The organism is Pseudomonas sp. FSL R10-1339 (assembly GCF_009600545.1).
Classification (GTDB): Bacteria; Pseudomonadota; Gammaproteobacteria; order Pseudomonadales; family Pseudomonadaceae; genus Aquipseudomonas; species Aquipseudomonas bubulae.
The window spans coordinates 1-348 of sequence record NZ_WIVQ01000290.1 but is presented as its reverse complement, the minus strand read 5'-3'; the positions used below and the strand labels follow the sequence as shown (position 1 = coordinate 348).

At 60.1% G+C, this 348-nt stretch carries 1 protein-coding gene; it reads right to left on the bottom strand.

Annotated elements, in window-relative coordinates; all coding sequences use genetic code 11:
- A partial coding sequence (locus tag GHO03_RS24840; RefSeq protein ID WP_217903045.1) for an electron transfer flavoprotein subunit alpha/FixB family protein occupies window positions 1-348 on the bottom strand: 348 nt, incomplete at both ends.

Sequence of the window (348 nt, the reverse complement as noted above, 5' to 3'; positions counted from 1 at the left end):
GAATCTTTCATCCCGGCCAGATGCTGGATCGCGCCGGAAATACCGACCGCAATGTACAGCTGTGGCGCAACGATTTTGCCGGTCTGGCCGACCTGCATGTCGTTGGGTACAAAACCCGCGTCAACTGCAGCACGGGATGCACCCACACCAGCGCCCAGCTTGTCGGCCAGCGCATACAGGTACTTGAAATTGTCACCGTTCTGCATGCCACGACCGCCCGAGACGACGATTTTGGCAGCGGTCAGTTCCGGGCGGTCCGATTTGGCCAGCGCTTCGCCAACAAACGACGAAGTGCCTGCATCGTGAACCGCTGCAACCGCTTCAACCGCTGCCGAACCACCTTGCGCA